At 61.6% G+C, this 17,008-nt stretch carries 19 protein-coding genes; 13 read left to right on the forward strand and 6 right to left on the reverse strand.

Annotated features, from left to right (window positions below):
• Nucleotides 1–16 precede the first annotated feature (16 nt).
• From AC1D11_RS00595 to AC1D11_RS00640, 10 genes are all read left to right on the forward strand, one after another.
• Nucleotides 17–1,117, forward strand: a complete 1,101-nt coding sequence (locus tag AC1D11_RS00595) for an acyltransferase family protein (protein WP_477648577.1) — start codon at nt 17–19, stop codon at nt 1,115–1,117.
• Complete coding sequence (locus tag AC1D11_RS00600) at nt 1,114–1,572, forward strand: putative immunity protein (protein WP_477648576.1); 459 nt, start codon at nt 1,114–1,116, stop codon at nt 1,570–1,572. The genes AC1D11_RS00595 and AC1D11_RS00600 overlap by 4 nt, the downstream gene beginning before the upstream one ends.
• A gap of 103 nt (nt 1,573–1,675) precedes the next feature.
• Nucleotides 1,676–2,344, forward strand: coding sequence for a LysE family transporter (locus AC1D11_RS00605; protein WP_477648575.1), 669 nt, complete (start codon nt 1,676–1,678; stop codon nt 2,342–2,344).
• A gap of 12 nt (nt 2,345–2,356) precedes the next feature.
• Entirely contained in the window at nt 2,357–3,001 is a 645-nt protein-coding gene (locus AC1D11_RS00610; protein WP_477648574.1) for a glutathione S-transferase, read from the forward strand.
• 75 nt (nt 3,002–3,076) lie between these two features.
• Nucleotides 3,077–3,499, forward strand: a complete 423-nt coding sequence (locus tag AC1D11_RS00615) for a VOC family protein (protein WP_477648573.1) — start codon at nt 3,077–3,079, stop codon at nt 3,497–3,499.
• A 36-nt stretch (nt 3,500–3,535) separates the two neighbouring features.
• A complete protein-coding gene (locus AC1D11_RS00620) occupies nt 3,536–4,156 on the forward strand; it encodes an HAD-IA family hydrolase (RefSeq protein ID WP_477648572.1) in 621 nt (206 codons plus the stop codon).
• 127 nt (nt 4,157–4,283) lie between these two features.
• Nucleotides 4,284–4,829 carry a hypothetical protein gene (locus tag AC1D11_RS00625; RefSeq protein WP_477648571.1) on the forward strand — a complete coding sequence of 182 codons (546 nt, stop codon included), beginning with the start codon at nt 4,284–4,286 and terminating at the stop codon, nt 4,827–4,829.
• A 32-nt stretch (nt 4,830–4,861) separates the two neighbouring features.
• The gene (locus AC1D11_RS00630; RefSeq protein ID WP_477650907.1) at nt 4,862–5,359 is read left to right on the forward strand and encodes a hypothetical protein; all 498 of its coding nucleotides are present in this window, start codon (nt 4,862–4,864) and stop codon (nt 5,357–5,359) included.
• Nucleotides 5,356–6,207: a hypothetical protein gene (locus tag AC1D11_RS00635; RefSeq protein WP_477649966.1), complete on the forward strand. Its 852-nt coding sequence runs from the start codon at nt 5,356–5,358 to the stop codon at nt 6,205–6,207. Before AC1D11_RS00630 ends, AC1D11_RS00635 begins: the two co-directional genes overlap by 4 nt.
• A 99-nt stretch (nt 6,208–6,306) precedes the next feature.
• Nucleotides 6,307–6,573 (forward strand): hypothetical protein, encoded by a 267-nt coding sequence (locus AC1D11_RS00640; RefSeq protein WP_477649965.1) that lies wholly within the window; start codon nt 6,307–6,309, stop codon nt 6,571–6,573.
• A 152-nt stretch (nt 6,574–6,725) separates the two neighbouring features.
• On the opposite strand, the gene AC1D11_RS00645 is transcribed toward AC1D11_RS00640, so the two are convergent.
• From AC1D11_RS00645 to AC1D11_RS00660, 4 genes are all read right to left on the reverse strand, one after another.
• Nucleotides 6,726–7,151 carry a hypothetical protein gene (locus AC1D11_RS00645; protein ID WP_477649964.1) on the reverse strand — a complete coding sequence of 142 codons (426 nt, stop codon included), beginning with the start codon at nt 7,149–7,151 and terminating at the stop codon, nt 6,726–6,728.
• A 728-nt stretch (nt 7,152–7,879) separates the two neighbouring features.
• A complete protein-coding gene (locus AC1D11_RS00650) occupies nt 7,880–8,332 on the reverse strand; it encodes a hypothetical protein (RefSeq protein ID WP_477649963.1) in 453 nt (150 codons plus the stop codon).
• A 298-nt stretch (nt 8,333–8,630) separates the two neighbouring features.
• Nucleotides 8,631–8,891, reverse strand: coding sequence for a UBP-type zinc finger domain-containing protein (locus AC1D11_RS00655; protein ID WP_477649962.1), 261 nt, complete (start codon nt 8,889–8,891; stop codon nt 8,631–8,633).
• A gap of 19 nt (nt 8,892–8,910) precedes the next feature.
• Nucleotides 8,911–10,647 carry an FAD-dependent oxidoreductase gene (locus AC1D11_RS00660; RefSeq protein ID WP_477650905.1) on the reverse strand — a complete coding sequence of 579 codons (1,737 nt, stop codon included), beginning with the start codon at nt 10,645–10,647 and terminating at the stop codon, nt 8,911–8,913.
• 200 nt (nt 10,648–10,847) lie between these two features.
• Between AC1D11_RS00660 and AC1D11_RS00665 the strand changes: the two genes are divergently transcribed.
• Nucleotides 10,848–11,642 carry an extensin-like domain-containing protein gene (locus AC1D11_RS00665; protein ID WP_477649960.1) on the forward strand — a complete coding sequence of 265 codons (795 nt, stop codon included), beginning with the start codon at nt 10,848–10,850 and terminating at the stop codon, nt 11,640–11,642.
• Nucleotides 11,643–11,744: 102 nt separating this feature from the next.
• Here the strand turns inward: AC1D11_RS00665 and AC1D11_RS00670 are convergent, their stop codons facing one another.
• Both AC1D11_RS00670 and AC1D11_RS00675 read right to left on the reverse strand, forming a co-directional pair.
• On the reverse strand, nt 11,745–12,893 hold the full coding sequence (locus AC1D11_RS00670) for a DSD1 family PLP-dependent enzyme (RefSeq protein WP_477649959.1): 1,149 nt from the start codon (nt 12,891–12,893) through the stop codon (nt 11,745–11,747).
• A gap of 34 nt (nt 12,894–12,927) precedes the next feature.
• A complete protein-coding gene (locus AC1D11_RS00675; RefSeq protein ID WP_477649968.1) occupies nt 12,928–13,938 on the reverse strand; it encodes an ornithine cyclodeaminase family protein in 1,011 nt (336 codons plus the stop codon).
• 103 nt (nt 13,939–14,041) lie between these two features.
• Here AC1D11_RS00675 and AC1D11_RS00680 point away from each other — a divergent pair, with 103 nt between their 5' ends.
• Both AC1D11_RS00680 and AC1D11_RS00685 read left to right on the forward strand, forming a co-directional pair.
• Nucleotides 14,042–15,517 (forward strand): MFS transporter, encoded by a 1,476-nt coding sequence (locus AC1D11_RS00680; protein WP_477649958.1) that lies wholly within the window; start codon nt 14,042–14,044, stop codon nt 15,515–15,517.
• Nucleotides 15,518–15,746: 229 nt separating this feature from the next.
• A complete protein-coding gene (locus tag AC1D11_RS00685) occupies nt 15,747–17,006 on the forward strand; it encodes a DEAD/DEAH box helicase (RefSeq protein ID WP_477650904.1) in 1,260 nt (419 codons plus the stop codon).
• Nucleotides 17,007–17,008: the final 2 nt, after the last annotated feature.

Here is a 17,008-nt window from a genome sequence, read left to right on the forward strand (position 1 = left end):
CTGATTGATCCACACCATGACACACACACACCGCAACGCCACCGTCGACATCGCCAGGGGCATCGGAATCATCCTGGTGGTGCTCGGGCACAACAGCCTGGTACTGGAAAACAAGGGCGAGCTTTTCCGGGTGATTTACGCGTTTCACCTGCCGCTGTTCTTTTTCCTCTCCGGGCTGTTCCTGAAAGATTCCGATTCCTTGCGCAAGTTTGCGCTGTCGCGGGCCGATGCGCTTCTCAAGCCCTACTTTGTCGTGCTGACGCTGGTGGGCATCCTGATGGCGCTTGACCCTGGCATGGTTCCTACCGCCGACACAAGCGCCTCTGATTATTTTTTCGGCGTCTTGTATGCCACTGCGCCCACCATTGCGTGGGCACCGCTCTGGTTTTTGCCGCACCTCTTTGTCGCGTCGGTGGGGGCCATGGCCATCCTGCGCGCCACCAGGGCCGCCAAACGCCGCGCACGCTGGATTTTTCTGGCCGCCTCGATCCTGCTGGCCGCGGGCATCCGCTGGATTGGGAGCTTCTGGCAAATCGACACGGCCAGCCTGCATTTCATGGGTCTCGCCCGCTGGCCGGGGTTGCCCTGGAGCCTTGATCTGACCTTCATCAGCTCAGCCTGCCTGCTGTTCGGGTTTCTGCTGCGCGAACAGGTCATGGCCGTGAATTTCAGCGCCATCAGGCTGCTTGCCGCGGCCATTGCCTTTGCGGCGCTGCACTACCACTTCAACGAGACCATGGACCTGAATCTGCGCTTTTACGGCGAGCCGCTCATTGCGACACTGCAGGCCGCGCTGGGCATTTACATGGTGCTTTGCATCTCTGCATTGCTGGCGCGGTATCCGCGGCTGCAGCGCCCGTTGACCTACATAGGCTCCGGCAGCCTGCTCATCCTGGTGTTTCACCCCGTCGCGCAGGGGCGGGCCTTTCTGCTGCTTTCCCGCTTCAGCCACAACGACTACCTCGCTGGAGCGGCAAGCCTGGCTGCGGGCATCGCGTTGCCGCTGCTCGTGCTGGAAATTGCGAAACGCCAGCAGTACCTGGCGGCCCTGCTTTTGCCCCGAAAATTCAGTCCGGCAGTCCCGCAAAATACGCGTATCTCGAAACAATTGCCATGAACCACGAGCTCTCGCGCCTGGCGGCCAGCATCCATCTTGATGAACCGGGTCAGGAAGCGCTCCGGCTGGCCTTTGGCCTGGCGTGTGCCGGCCGCGTGCAGCATTTGCTGGAAGACCCCAGGGCGGTTGATGGCCTGGCACAGCTTCAGGCTTTCGTTGACGGCAAACTGAAAAGGCCCGCCCTGGCGCGGGCGGCGCAGGAGGTCGCCGCAGTGGCCAACAGCCACAGGGGCTCCAATTCCATTGACGGTGCGGCCCACGCAGCCGTCTCTGCCACCTACGCCGTGGCCAATGCACTGGCTGGCCGGGCTCTGGATGCGGCCGGCTACGCGGCTTATGCCGCCGTCTATGGCTACGGCGGCTACGCGGTCAACGACCCGTCGGCTTTCGAGGGGGAGTTCGCGTGGCAGGTCGAAAAACTCCGGGAACTGGCCCCGACCTTCCCGGTGCGCTGAGGCGGCTGGCTTGGGGGCGCCACATCCGGTGCCCGCACAAGGACTGCGCGTATGCCGCTTGCGCGGTATAAACGTCAGGTCTTCCTTTATTCCCTTCGCATCCATGACCACTCTTTTCGTCTCCGCTTTCCTGCTCGGGCTTTTGTTCAATGCCGCGCCGGGTGCTGTTTTTGCCGAAACCGTGCGCCAGGGCGTGCGCGGCGGTTTCCGGCCGGCCCTGGCGGTGCAAATCGGGTCGCTGGCCGGCGACGCGCTGTGGGCCCTGCTCGGGTTGGTGGGCATCGGGCTGCTGCTACAGCTGGAGTGGATTCGCTGGCCCGTCGGTATTGCCGGGGCGCTGTATCTCTTCTGGCTTGCCCGCGACTCATGGCTTTGCGCCAGCCAGGAATTCGCTTTAACGGACCCGGCAACGGCCGAACCCCAAAAGGCCATGCGCGCCGGCGCCCTCCTGTCCATCACCAACCCGCAGAACATTGCCTACTGGGCCGCGCTCGGCAGCGCCTTGGGCGCCGTCGGAATCCATGAGCCAACGGCTGCCGACTACGGCATCTTTTTTGTGGGCTTCATGGTGTCGTCGGTGGTATGGGCATTCTTCTGCGCGGCAGTGGTCGACAGGATCTTTCGCCGGGCAGGCATGCGGTGGGCCAAGGTGACCTACAAGCTTTGCGCCGCCGCGTTTCTGGCGCTGGCCATTGGATCGGTGCGTGACCTCATGGTCCAGTCGCCGCCTCTTCCCCATCAAGACAAATCCGTCGTGACCGGTAAACCCTGAACAGGAACTGCCATGCAACTCATAGGAATGCTCGACTCGCCCTACGTTCGCCGCGTAGCCATTTCCCTGCAGCTTCTCGGCCTGCGCTTTGAACATCAATCGGTCTCGGTCTTCAGCACCTTTGAGAAATTCCGGCAGATCAACCCGGTTGTCAAAGCGCCCTCTCTTGTGTGTGACGACGGCACGGTGCTGATGGACTCCACCTTGATCATCGACTACGCCGAGGCGCTGGCCGCGCAGCAGGCGCCACCCAAAAGCCTGATGCCGGCGGCCATCGCCGAGCGCCAGCAGGCACTGCGCGTGATCGGCCTGGCCATGGCCGCCTGTGAAAAAAGCGTGCAAATCATCTATGAACGCAACCTGCGCCCCGCTGAAAAGCTGCACCAGCCCTGGGTGTCACGCGTGACGGGCCAGTTGCTGGCGGCGTACGGCGCGCTGGAAGCCGAACTGCAGCGCAAGCCATTGGCGGCGACCAGCGGCACCATGGGCCAGGACGGCGTGACCACAGGCATAACCTGGCACTTCACGCAAGCCATGATTCCAGAGGTAGTGAACGCGGCCGACTACCCGGCCCTGTGTGAATTCTCTGCCCGGGCTGAGCAACTGCCTGAGTTCAGGGCGGCACCGCACGGGGACAGCGTTTATCGCCAGGAATAGACTTCATACGCCTGGCGAGCCTTGGTATCAGGGGCGCGTGTTTGAGACACATCAACCCAATGTAAGGAGTTCTCCATGAAGCCACGCATTACGGTTATCACTGTCGGTGTTGATGATCTGGAAAGATCGCTTCGCTTCTACCGCGATGGCCTTGGCCTTCAAACCGAAGGCATTGTGGGTACCGAATTTGAGCATGGCGCCGTGGCCTTCTTCGAGCTGCACGCCGGGCTGAAACTTGCCATCTGGCCGCGCAAAAGCATTTCCCATGATTCGGGTGTTCCGCTGGAAAATACCAGCGCAACCGAATTCACACTGGGCCATAACGTCTCTTCGAAAGCAGAAGTTGATGCTGTCATGGCGCAGGCAAAAAAAGCGGGTGCCGTGATCACCAAGGAAGCACACGACACATTCTGGGGCGGCTATGCCGGCTACTTCCAGGATCCTGACCGGCATCTGTGGGAGGTGGTGTGGAACCCCCAGTGGTCAGCCGGCGATTGAAGCGTAGCGCGTGCAAGAATCTAAAAAATCCATCCCATGACCACACACAAAATCCAGGCTCTTCTGTTCGATCTCGGCGGCGTGTTGATCGATGTCGATTTCAACCGCGTGCTTGAGTACTGGCAGCCGATTTCCCGGTTATCCCTTGAAGAACTGAAAGCCCCCTTCAGCGCCGATCTGCCTTACCAGCAGCATGAACGCGGTGAAATCACGGCGGCGCACTACTTTGCGCACCTGGCCGCGAACCTGCAGTTGCAGGATGATCCGGTGCGCATCGCCGAAGGATGGAACGCCATTTTCGGCGGCGAAATCACCGAGACTTTCAGCCTGGTTCAGGAAGCCCGTGCCCATCTTCCGTGCTACGTTTTTTCCAACACGAACGCCGCGCACCAGGCGGCGTGGACAGCGCTCTACCCCCGTCTGGCGAAGTCTTTCGAGCGTATTTTTGTGTCGTCTGAAATGGGTTATCGCAAACCCGAACGCCGGGCCTTTGAATACGTCGCTGAGGCGATGGGCGTCCCCCTGAACACCATCCTGTTCTTTGACGACCATCCTGACAACGTCGAAGGCGCAAGGGCCGCCGGGCTGCAGGCAGTCCATGTGCGGGGGCCGGCGGATGTCAGGGCTGCGCTTCAGGCAATAGGTTGCGTGAAATAAGGCGTTTCCCCTGGCAAACAACGAGCGTGCTTTTTAATCCGTCGCGTTTGCACCGTAACGCGAATCGCGGCATCTAGAATCAGGCGTAAGCTGCGCACCATCAGAATTCATACAACAGGGGAGCGAAATGTCGATGGAAAAATCCGAAGTCAAGCAGATGGCGCAGGAATTACTCGCCGCCGGACAGGGGAAAACCGCGACGTTTGCACAGTTGTCCGGCCAGGGCATGAAAGACAAGCAACTCGCGACCGTGATTGCGAGTTACCCGGATCCCGAACTCACCGAAGCCCACAGGGGCAAAGTCCGGGTGTTGATCGTGATCATGCTCATCCAGGCGATTCTTGCCTTTTTTGTGGGCTACGGAATCGGCTACAAACTTGGCCCGAACGCTCCCTGGATTGCAAGCGCATTGATGACGCTGGTACCACTGGCCTTTGCCTGGGCTTTTTATGCCAACAAGGCGGTCGCTTACGAAGCCTATGTGATGCTCTCCATATTGGGCGTCGCAAGAACGCTGGACGGCTTCGTCACTGCGCCGGCCAGCACCCTGGGCGGGCTGGTCATCAGCGCGGCCTTGTGTGGTTTTGTCCTTTACGTCCAATCCAAAGTTTTCCCGGACCTCGGCTTCCTGTCGCCGAAAAAGGCGGCTGGCAAATTTGTCTTCTCAAGCTGAATCTCACCCACATTTAACCTCCTGACCGTGTCATGAAACTTGAACTCATCGCGCCCGCCCTTCTCCTTGTCGTACTTTCCGGATGCGCTAATTACAAGCCTGTCCCGGAGGGCTACACCGGCCCCGTCGCAACCGTCGCTGACAGCGGCTTTGCAGAAGATGGCAGCAAGGCACAGCTTTTCGTACTTGATGGCGTGGACGGCAACCGCATTGCAAACAGCTTCGGGGCAAGCGCCAGTGCCAGCCACGGACGGGGCTTCGCATTGACCACGTCAATCGTCGAGAGGCAGGTTCCGGCCAAGCCCATGAAAGTCTCCCTGCGCGCCAGCCACACCACAGCAGCGCCCATACAAGCCATCGCGAGCCAGATGGCGGGAACCTTCTTTTCTGTTGATGGCGTGGTGGATTTCACGCCACAGCCCAACGGAAAGTACGTGGTGAAAGGTGATCTCAAGAAAGAGTCCTCTTCGGTGTGGATTGAAGACGCCAACACACAACAGCCTGTCACCGAAAAGGTTGTTAAAAAGTGAGCGCCCCTTCTGTTCGTATCACCAGGAGCCAATTCCTGCGCGCCCGCTTTCTGTTGCTGGGTGGCCTGTTTCTCGTCTTGTCGCTTGAGGCGCGCAGTGCAGACATGGAACTTGTTCTGAGTCCTGAAGTTCGGGCCAAAATACTGGAACAGATCCCTGCAGGAAAGGCAGCTCGAACCATTGAACGCTACGCTGCCACGCATGAGATTAACCACAAGGCAAATTTCTCAAAAGTCTACGCCGACGAATACAGCGCGATCTCGATACAGGATGATGGGCTGACCGGGGTTACAGCCACTACAGCGTTCCGGTCTTCAAGCAAGGGGCGCGGGCGAGCGCTGAATCTATGCGGCCTTGTGACACTTCTGGTTGAATCGGGCTCGAATGTCGATACGTCAACAGCCGTCCCGCTGCCAATTGGCAAGCTCTTTGTGCCTTTTAATATCAAGTCCGATATTGATGTCAGCAACCGGGCAAAGCTGGTTGCGTTCGAGGCCAATGTTCCTTCCATCTGCAACCCTTCGCCAGGCGGCGAGTTCTCGTACAAGACTGAAGTTGAATCACAGGTCAAAACGTCCGGCATGTTTGGCCGCACCAACGAGTTCCGACGAACCGAATCAGTCGGTTGCAAAGTAGCTGCAGTTAGCCAGCCTGCAGTGCAGTTGAATTCCTCGTTAAGCGGAGACTATCTGCCGGTTTCTTGCGTGATCACCCCCCAATCCGGGGCACCGCGTATTGCGGAGTACGCATTTTTGCTTGACACCCGGTTTTACCTGCCGGTGGAACTAAAGGACGAATGGCAGCTCGCGAAAATGCGTTATACCGAGTTCGTTTACGCCAGTCCCTGAAGACTTCGTGGCTCAATTGAGTCTGCTCGCCCAGACTCTCCCGGTTCTCTACTCGTTACAGCAGTGGACTCGCCGGCCCTGGACCGCTAGGATGGCTGCATGGTCACAGAATCCGAGCCAGCTCCAGGCCCCACCCCGGAGCTTTCCGAAGAAAAGGTCAATGAGGCACACGACGCCTGGTGCCGGACCTACGTGCACGTCTGGGCCGACCTTTCAAAAGGCGTTTACGACAAGGACGCGGTGGAAAAAGCGGCCGACGAACACTGGCAGCGCAGCCCCAAATCCAGCCCGGTGATGGTAGCCTCGACGGAATTCACCAAGACCAACAAGGCGGCGCCCCCGCCCGCTGCTATTCCGAGCAATTAAAGTCGTAAACATACCGATCTGCGCGCGGCTTGGTGGACGCGAAGCAAAGACACCGCCGGTTAGGACTGGTCACGCTGCGGCTGACGGAAATTGGCAGACAGATTTTTTACAGCCTCAACGTTGGAGGCCAAGCTCGGCTGTAGGCCGACGTGTTAGAGCGCATTAGCCACCTTCCTGGTCTGAAACCAGGCGCGCGACGCACGCGTGAACATGAGCACAAGTGCTGCAGTTTGCAAGAAGAACTGCACCACACCCGAGGCCTTTTCCATCGCCGACAAAGCGAGAAATGCCTCCGGCAGAAAGACAACTGACACAGCAAACGCGAGCGATCCGAACACATAGAGAACCGTGAACACCCATCGCGCCCAGTTTCGCCCCGAGCCTAGCTTTGTCGCGATCCAAGCCAAAAGTGCGAAGGTGACAAGATTCGTTGTGACGGCTAAAGCCTCGCCGGGGACATCCCCAACCCCTGCCAAGGAGGCGGCACAAAGCAGGAGAACCAAGCATGCTGAAATCCATAAGCACCCAATGGCCCGCTGCATGGAAGTGGGTTTCGGATTTTCAAGGTCGATCGACATATCGTTCCAGTGCGCTTTAACGTAGAGATGACCGGACCACCAACATGAGCGGCGAAGCCGCAGCCTGCTGTTGTGGGGCCGCGTCGATTGACATGTTAAGTCTCATGTGTCGCACGCCTCCATGGCAGTCCTGCAGCCCCGCAGAAACTTAGTGCCAGTACGAGATGCTGCGCGACCAGGTATGACCAAGTATGCTGAAAGTGCATGAACGGAATGTAGTCTCCCGCGGACAAAACAAGCGCCACGAGCGTGGATACGGGGACAGATAAAAGCAGGACGGCAGGAGTGGTCGCCCATCCTCTGCGCCCGAGAGCAAACACGATTGGCACTCCAACGCATGCAACGCCAACAAGGGACAGACAAAGCATGAGGACAAAGTGCACGATGTACGAGTGAATCAAAGCAGACCAGTAGTTTTTCTCAGGAACGTGCCACATCGACACCGCCTCCTCGATGGGAACGTAAGCCGATGCGCCCGCAATGACGGCGACAGCGACAGCGACTCCGACGTAGCCCAGGACAAGTTTCTTCGGGCTCAGGACGGGTGCTGCCTTAGTTGGTCCGTAGTGCACCGCGGATACGGCAAGAACGATCATTAACGCCAGGAGCATCGTGAACGGGGACGCGAGGGCTTCGGCTCCCATGAGATTTAACGTTGGCGCTGACCGGCAGGCAGCATGCGCCGCGAAGCGGCAACCTGATGCTGACTGTCCGTGACGAGCAACCTGTTATGTCTTTGCATGCAGGGTCGCGGGCTTTTCGCCGATTTTCGCCTGGGCCAGCGCGGCCAGCTCGTTTGCGAAATTGTCGATTGAGGCTGGTTCTACGCCCAAATCAAATTCAACAATGTTGTCGGTCCCGGGCGCATTTGAAAAGCGAACAATGTCGGCCACTTTCACGCGTACAACGACGCTCCCTCGCCCATCAACGCATCGGAAGTCCAGGCCAAAGTAGGAAAAGTTGTCTCCAGAATGTGTAGAGAAGCGAAACGCGTCCGAGGTTGACTTGGGAAACCGATCAACGCAGCGCGCCATTTCGGCGATTTGCTCTCGTGTCGTATAGCAACACGCCCTGCCTGCAAATCGTCCGTTGCTCGCGCGGATCTCCAATTCGAACAAGTCCTCATCCTCCCAGACCGAGGAGAGGCAAACGCCCGGTGTATCGATTGGGTTAAGAGACATAACGCAATTTATACCGCACATGGGTGCAATATAACGTGGCAACTCCACCCACAAAACCAGCTTCCATTGCCCGCTCCATATGACTTTCCTGCTCCATTAAATATAGCGACAAACCCGGCGCCATCATGACTGACCGATGCCAGGTTCCACCCGTTCACGTCAACGCAATTAGGTCGATCGGCTAAAAAATCATCTTCTCTGGAAGACGGTAGCAGCCATTTTCCGCTGCTGCGACCACCAGTCGCAGCGCTCATTAGAACTCTTGTTTACGACTTTAGTTACACGAAATAGCTGCGCCCTAGCCCACCTGCAGTTGGTGCTCATAACACCACATCCAGCTTTCTCCGGGTTCGAAGGACTGGATCACCGCGTGCCCGGTCGCTGCATGGTGTTTACTGGCGTGTTTGTTTTTTGAGTCGTCGCAGCAGCCAACATGGCCACAGTGCACGCAGAGTCTCAGATGCATCCAGGTGTCCCCCATCTTCAGGCATTCTTCACAGCCTCTTGCATTGGGTGGGTGAACCTCGGCAGGAACGTGGGTGCAGGGTTTGATGCGCATGTGAACCTCCAGAATTTCGTCAGGCAGCAACAGCCGTGCGCTCCATCGCCGCCAGGTGTTGATGGATCATGGCCACCACCGCGGCGCCCTCGCCTATGGCGCCGCCTACACGTTTCACAGAGCCGCTGCGCACATCGCCAATGGCAAAAAGGCCCGGAATGTTCGTTTCCAGCGGAGCGGGTTTGTAGTCTGAATGCTTGCAGGTGACAGCCTCCCCGGTGCGGACAAAACCGTGCGCGTCAATGGCTGCGCCGCAGCTGGTCAGCCAGCTGGTTTCGGGATCGGCGCCGACAAACAGGAACACGTTGCGCACATCCGCCGCGTGTTCGGTGCCGCTCTTGCGGTTGCGCCATGTCACGCCGGCCAAGCCTGTGCCGCCGTTGCCGTCGCCTTCATCATCGCCGTGCAGCTTCACCACCTCGGTGTGCGGCAGCAGCTCGATGTTGGGTGCGGCCTCAATGCGGTCTATGAGGTAGCGCGACATGCTGGCCGCCAGGCTGGGGCCGCGCACCAGCATGTTGACCTTGGCCGCATGCTGCGACAAAAACACGGCCGCCTGGCCGGCTGAATTGCCACCGCCCACCAGTACCACCTCGGTCTGGCTGCACATTTTGGCTTCGAGTGCGGAGGCCCAGTACCAAACCCCGCGGCCTTCAAATTCTGCAAGGCGCGGCACCTCAGGCCGGCGGTAGCGGGCGCCGCTGGCCACCACCACGGTCTTGGCGCGGAGCTTGCGGCCATCCGTGAGCTGGACCTGCAGCTCGCCCTTGATGGCCTTGTGGGCGCAGTCCAGCGACTGGGCCTGCGCGGGGATCAGCATTTCCACACCAAACTTTTGCGCCTGCACATAGGCACGGCCGGCCAGCGCCTGGCCCGAAATGCCGGTAGGAAAACCCAGGTAGTTTTCAATGCGCGCACTGGCACCGGCCTGCCCGCCGTAAGCACGGCAGTCCAGCACCAGCACATGCAGGCCTTCCGATGCGGCGTATACCGCCGTGGCCAGCCCGGCGGGCCCGGCACCGACCACGATCACATCAAACAGCTCGTCGTGTTCTTCCGTGTCGACCATGCCGATACAGCGCGCCAGCTGGTTCTCGTCGGGGTTCACCAGCACCGAGCCGTCCGGGCACACCGCCAGCACATCACCGGCGGCCACGCCGTATTGCTCCATCAGTGCGGCGGCACCCGCGTCCTGGGCGATGTCCACCACATGGTTGGGCTCGCCGTTGCGGTTCAAAAAGCTTTGCAGGCGCACCACACCGGCCGAGTTGGGCTGGCCGATCAGCACCGGGCCGCTGGCGCCGGCTTCTATCAAGGCCACACGCCGCAGAATGAGCGCGCGTACCAGCCGCTCGCCCAGGTCGGCTTCGGCAATGATGAGCGCGCGCAGCTGGCCGGGTGGCACCAGCAGGGCTTCGACATCTTCTTCGGCATGGCCGTCGACCAGCGCGTTCTGGCCCGACAGCTGGCCAACTTCCGCCAGAAACTGGCCCGGCCCTTGGTTGACGATGGGCACCACATGGCCCAGGCCGTCGCGCTGGGTGATGGTGACCGACCCCTTGAGCATCACAAACATGCCGGGGCCGGGCTCACCGGCGGCAAACAGCCTCTCGCCTTTCTTGAATTGCAACACCTTGCCGAAGCGCTGGATGCGTGCAATTTCGGCGGCGCTGAGCACCGGAAACATCTGGTGGTGCCGGCTGGTGTCGGCAGCCAGCGGGGATTGGGCTGGGGTGTGGGTTGCGTTGTCGGCCATCAAAATACTCCGTTAAGCCTGTTGCCAGCGGCTTGTGCGCGCGGGTTTTGGCATCAGTCAGACGATGCCATTAAACGACGAATTGCATGTCGAATCCTCCTGCAGCAGTCGGGATTTCGGCGCAAGAGAACAAATCCGGCCATCTTGGGCTAGCAGGCCTGTACGCTCATGGTTGCACCCCCCGCTTATCAACGAACACCATGCCCCTTCCCCCAGACTCCGGCCTTCCGCCCGACGCAGCGCCTGCCAGGCGGCTGCGCTGGGGCCGCTGGGTATGGCTGGCCGCATGGAGCGGCCTGGTCACGGCGGCGTACGGGGTTTACAGCGGCGCCCTGCAGATTCCCACGCACATCAATCCGTGGGCGCCACTGGAAGTGACGGCACCGCCCAACATGCTGACCTTTTACAAACTGTCACGCGCCCGCAACGACCCGGCGCGCTGCCTGGCCGCGCTGGCAGGCACCGGCATGCAGTACGACGAATTGCCCGACCGCAGCACGGGCGACGGCTGCGGTTTCAGCAATGCGGTGCGGCTGCGCTCGGCGCCCGTGCGCATAGGCGCGGCCCTGCCGCTCAGCTGCCCGATGGCGCTGTCGTTCTTCATGTGGGAAAGAAATGCGCTGCAGCCAGCCGCGCAGCTGCATTTTGGCCAGCGCGTGGCGGGCATTGACCACCTGGGCAGCTATGCCTGCCGCAACATCAACAGCGGCGAAGGCGCGCCGCCCAATGCACCGGCCCGTTCCCGCAGCCGCCATGCCACTGCCAATGCGCTGGACATTTCCGCCTTCACGCTGGCGGGCGGCAAGCGCGTCACGGTGCTGAAACACTGGCCTGACGAAGACGACACCACACCGCCCGGGCCCGAGGCACTGCTGCTGCGCGACGCCCACAAAGGGGCCTGCAAATACTTCAAGGGTGTGCTGGGCCCTGGCTACAACGCCGCGCACAAGGACCATTTCCACCTGGAGACCGGCGGCTACACCATGTGCAAGTGAGTCACCTCAAAGAATTTTCAAGAAAAAAAGGCCTGCAAACCAATAAGGTCGGGCGCAAGCAGCTACGTTTTTAATAGCACTTGGCCGCACGCAAACCGTGACTCACCAGCCGTGCAAGCGGCTCCAGGTTGCCAGTTCACCGTTTTCAGCCAGTGCGTGATATTCCGGATATTGCGCCCCGGTAGCGCAGGCGTGGTTGGGCAAGATGCGCAGCTGTGTGCCAATGGGAAAGCGCGCGGCAATGTCCGTGTCGGGCGCGCCTTCGTGCGACAGGATGCCGTGCTCCTGGTTGGCACCGCTGAGGACATAACCCGGCAGCACCGTGCCATCCGTGCGGCACACCTGGCCGTAGCCAAAATCATGTTGCTGCTTTTGCGTGCCGCGGTCTCGGCTCATGGCCATCCAGCCTGCGTCCACAATGGCCCAGCCTTTTTCGGGCTGGTGGCCGATCACGGTGGTCAGCACGCTGAGGGCGATGTCGTCTGCTCCGCACACGCCGATGTTGTGCATCACCAGGTCAAAAAACACATACACACCGGCGCGCACTTCCGTGACGCCCTTGAGCTGCGCGGCTGACAGCGCCGTCGGTGTGGAACCCACGCTGACAACCGCGCACGGAAAGCCCGCGGCGCGCACGCGTTCGGCAGCTTCCACACAGGCAGCGCGCTCCTGCTCGGCCATCGCCACCAGCGCTTCGGGGGTGTTGAGGTCGTAGCTCGAACCCGCGTGTGTCATCACGCCACCCAGCTGCATGCCGCCTTCGTGCAGCGTGCAGGCAACGTCCAGCAAGGCAGCCTCGCCGGGCTTGATGCCGGAGCGGTGGCCGTCGCTGTCGATTTCTATCCAGACTTCAAACTTCTCACCGTGTTCGCGGCCAAAGGCGGCAATGGCGGCGGCTGACGCCACACTATCGGTGATGATTTTCAGATCGCAACCCTGGCGCCGCAGGGCCAGCGCCTGCGGCAGCTTGGTAGCGACCATGCCGACGGCATAGAGGATGTCGGTGAAACCGTCGGCGTAAAACTGCGCGGCTTCCTTGAGTGTGGAGACGGTAATGCCCTGCGCACCCGCGGCCACCTGCGCACGCGCGACGGGTGTGCATTTGCTGGTTTTGACGTGCGGCCGGAAGCGCACGCCGAGCGCATTCATGCGCTGCTGCATGCGCGCGATGTTGCGCTGCATGCGCGGCAGGTCAATCAACGCGGCGGGCGTGTCGAGTATGGCCAGGGGGTTGGGCTGGTTGGTGGTCAAGGGAATCTCCAGAACGGTAAGGGCGTCAAACAATTCACCAGGGCCAGGCAATGCTTTGGCCCTTGCCGGCAAGGCGCGCGCGCTGCTCCAGCAGGCGGGCGACCGTGAGGTCTTGCAAGGCGATGCCGGTCATGTCGAACAAAGTGATATCGCCGGGGCCGCGCACAAATGAAGCCTTGCCCGACAGCACATCGCCGATTTCAGTGCAGGCGGTGTCAGGCGCCCATTGCAGTTCGCCTATGCTGCGCGACTGGGTGGCATCGTCCACAAACACGCGCACCCTGGCAAGCAGGCCTTCGGGCAGCTCGCGTTTGCCTTTGGTGTCGCTGCCCACGGCATTGATGTGGGTGCCGGGCTGAAGAGCAGCCAGCTCGAACAGCGGGCCCTTGCCGGTGGTGGCCGTGATCACCACATCGCTTTGGGCCACGGCGGCATTCACGTCTGCCGCATGCGAGATGGCGCATGGGCCACCCGCAAACATCGCTTCAAACGCGGCCTTCGGGCCACCACTGGCCGTGGCGTAAAACACCTGGCGCAGCCCGGGCAGCTGGCGAAGGGCAAAGCGCAGTTGCGCCTGCGCCTGCACGCCGGTGCCGAAGACGCACACCGTGCGGCTGTCTGGCCGCGCCAGTTCCAGGCCCAGGCCGCCGGCAGCGCCGGTACGCTCGGTGGTAACGGCGTTGCCATCGATCAGGCAGGTCGGCCGGCCTGTGGCGGGGTCAATCAGCATGATGGTGGCCTGGTGGGCGTCGGCGCCCCGCGCGAGGTTGCCGGGCCAGAAACCGGCCGCCTTGAAGCCCAGCAGCGACTGCGCACCCACGTCGCCCGACTTGATGCCGAACACGCCACCGGTGGCCAGCCTTTCACGCACCAGGGAGAACACGCGGCCCTCCCCCTGGCTGTGGAGCACAAAGGCTTCGCGCGTAGCCTCCAGTACATCGGCAGGCAACAGCAGGGACTCGACCGCGTGTTTGTCCAGCAGCAGGAGTTGGGCATCAGCCGGCCTGCTTGCCTTTGATGGCAGGGAACTGGCAGGATGGGGCATGGGTGGCTGCGCGAGGTGTGTCGTCATCTGGAAATATTATCTATTGTCAGACAATTTGTCAAATCAGCGAATCACCTCCCAATCAGTTATTGCAGGAGACCCCATGCCCGCCAACCCGCACGCCCCTTGTGACGAAGGCATCATCCGCGCCCAGGGTGGCGACTGCGGCAAAACGGCCCACCCCAAGCTGGCGCTGGCGGCCACGGTGCTGGGCTCTTCGATGGCGTTCATCGACGGCTCGGTCGTCAACATCGCCCTGCCCGCCATCCAGTGCGACCTGGCCGGTGACTCGGCCAGCGGGCTGGCCGCGATGCAGTGGGTCATCAACGCCTACTTGCTGGCGCTGGGCTCGCTGGTGCTGGTGGGCGGCTCGCTGGGCGACAGGTTTGGCCGCCGCAAGATATTCATCCTCGGCATCGCCATTTTTACGGCCGCCTCGGTGGCCTGCGGCCTGGCGCCCGGCCCGCTGGCATTGATTGCCGCGCGCGCCATCCAGGGCGTGGGCGCGGCGCTGTTGGTGCCGGCCAGCCTGGCCATCATCGGCAATGTGTTTGAGGGCGAAGCGCGCGGCAAGGCGATTGGCACCTGGGCCGCCTGGGCCGCGATTACCGGCGCGGCCGGGCCGGTGCTGGGCGGCTGGCTGGTCGACGCCGTGTCGTGGCGGTCCATCTTCTTTTTGAATGTGCCCATGGCCGTGGCCACCGTGTGGCTGGCGCTGTACGCCGTGCCCGACAGCCGCGACCCCGAGGCGCCGCAGCAGCTCGACTGGCTCGGCGTGCTGCTGGTGGCCGGCGGCCTGGGGGCGCTGACTTATGGCCTCACGCTGGCGCCCGAGCGCGGCTGGCAGGCCATCAGTGTGCTGGGGCCGTTTGCAGCGGGCGTGGTTCTGCTGGTGGCGTTTGTCTTCGCGCAGGCACGCACGCGTACGCCCATGATGCCGCTGGGCCTTTTCAAGTCACGTGACTTTGTGGGCACCAATTTGCTGACGCTGCTCTTGTACTTTGCGCTCAGCGGTGCGCTATTCTTTTTGCCTTTTGTGCTGATTGGTGCTTTTAAATATTCCACTACCGCTGCGGGCGCCACGCTGCTGCCGCTGTCGCTGCTGCTGGGTTTCCTGTCGCCCGCTACCGCCAAATTCACGGAACGCTTCGGCGCGCGGCGCATGCTGATGGCCGGCCCGGCCGTGGCGGCTGTGGGCTTTGCACTGCTGGCCCTGCCCGGCGTAGGCTGGTCTTACTGGGCCGGTTTCTTTCCGGCCATGGTGGTGATGGGCCTGGGCATGACAATTGCCGTGGCGCCGCTCACCACCACAGTAATGAACGCCGTACCTTCCACCCACGCCGGCATTGCCTCCGGAATCAACAACGCCGTGGCGCGCATAGCCGGCCTGCTGGCGGTGGCGGTGCTGGGCGTGGTGTTTGCCGCCAGCCTGGGCGGGCCGCTTCAGGCCGCCTCACCCGAAGTGCTGGTGGCCGCGTTTCGCTGGGTGGTGCTGGGCTGCGTGCTGTGCGCGCTGGGCGCATCGGCCTGCGCGTTGCTGTTTCTGGCGCCTACGCAGCTACCACGGCCAAATTCTTGAGCGAATAGTGGCTGCAGCCCAATAGGAACGTGCGCGAGCAGCTATATTTTTCATAGCAGCCTCTTGGGCCAGGCAGGTGCGGAAGGCAATGCGGCAAACACCCACCACCCAAATACAGCCTTGAAGAAGGCCCGAGGCTTAAACTTGAGGCTTCAGACGGCAGCGCACCGCCCCACCGCACGCGCCCTGCGCGCGGCCCTCTCCTTCTTCTCTCCTTCACACTTTCCCCATGCCCTTTAGCTCACTCGGTTTTACGCCCTCGCTTTTGCCGCTGCTGCTGCGCGCCCTGGAGGAAAAAGGCTATACCGCGCCCACCCCCATCCAGTCCGCCGCCATACCGGCCATTCTTGAAGGGCGCGACGTGCTCGGCTCGGCCCAGACGGGTTCCGGCAAGACGGCGGCTTTTTCGCTGCCGCTGCTGCAGCAGCTGGCCAATTCACAAAGCGACACCTCAGGCCAGCACCGGCCCGTGCGCGCCCTCATCCTTGTGCCCACACGCGAGCTGGCCGCACAAGTCGGCGAAGCCATCGTCAGCTTTGCCAAATACCTGCCGAAGCGGATAAAAGTGGCCATCGTGTTTGGTGGCGTGTCGATCAACCCGCAGATGATGAACCTGCGCGGCGGTGCCGACATCGTCGTCGCCACGCCCGGCCGCCTGCTCGACCTGATCGACCACAACGCCTTGACGCTGGGCAACACCGGCACCCTGGTGCTCGACGAAGCCGACCGCCTGCTGGATCTGGGTTTTGGCGAAGAGTTGAACCGCATCCTCGCCCTGCTGCCAGCCAAACGCCAGACATTGTTTTTCTCAGCCACCTTCCCGCCCGCCATTGAAGCGCTGGCCACCAGCCTGCTGCACAACCCGCAGCGCATTGAAGTAGAGGCCGTGGTGCAGGCCGTGCCCGACATCACCCAACGCGCGATCGAAGTCGACGCCCCCCGTCGCACCCAGCTGCTGCGCCACCTGGTGCAAACAGAAAAATGGGAACGCGTGCTCGTCTTCGTTGCCACCAAACACGCCGCCGAAATCGTGGCCGACAAGCTGCGCAAAGTCGACATCGAAGCCGAACCCTTCCACGGCGAACTCAGCCAGGGCAAACGCACCCAGGTGCTGCAGGACTTCAAGATCAAGGCCGTGCAGGTGGTGGTGGCCACAGATGTCGCCGCACGCGGCATCGACATTGCGCAGATGCCCGCGGTGGTGAACTACGACCTGCCGCGTTCAGTGACCGACTACACGCACCGCATAGGCCGCACCGGCCGTGCCGGTGAATCAGGTGTTGCCGTGAGTTTTGTGAGTGCGGCGACTGAGGCGCATTTCAAGCTGATCGAAAAGCGCCTGGGTATCAAGGTGGCGCGTGAGCAGGTCGTGGGGTTTGAGCCGGTAGAAGTCGCGGTGGTGAATCCGGCGGATCCTGAGGGGACCGGTGGGGTCAAGGGGAAACGGCCTAGCAAGAAGGATAAATTGCGGGCGGCAGCCGGAAATTGAGG

It is taken from the genome of Polaromonas sp. P1_E11, assembly GCF_056405995.1.